Origin of the sequence: Ochrobactrum sp. SFR4, from assembly GCF_019730395.1 — a bacterium.
In the GTDB taxonomy this organism is placed as follows: Bacteria; Pseudomonadota; Alphaproteobacteria; order Rhizobiales; family Rhizobiaceae; genus Pseudochrobactrum.
In genome coordinates, this window is the sequence record NZ_JAAPBB010000998.1 from 1 (window position 1) to 257 (window position 257).

At 51.4% G+C, this 257-nt stretch carries 1 protein-coding gene; it reads right to left on the reverse strand.

The window, feature by feature from the left end:
- A partial coding sequence (locus HBA93_RS22095) for a LysR family transcriptional regulator (protein ID WP_221724673.1) occupies positions 1-225 on the reverse strand: 225 nt, incomplete at its 3' end.
- Positions 226-257: the final 32 nt, after the last annotated feature.

Sequence of the window (257 nt, forward strand, 5' to 3'; positions counted from 1 at the left end):
TTCTTTATAGAGCCGCTCACCCTCTGCGGTCAGCTCCAGACGACTGCGCTCTCTGCGAAACAGTTTCAGCCCAGTTGCTTCTTCCAGCAGCTTGATGGTCTTGCTGACTGCCGGTTGGCTGACATTCAGTTCCTCAGCGGCAGCCGTAAAATTCAGCCGGCGTGCAGCGGCTTCAAAGACGAACAGATAATTGGCCGATGGGATGAGCGAACGGAGTCTGTGCATAATCTGAAGTTATACCTTTCGCAATATTTTAT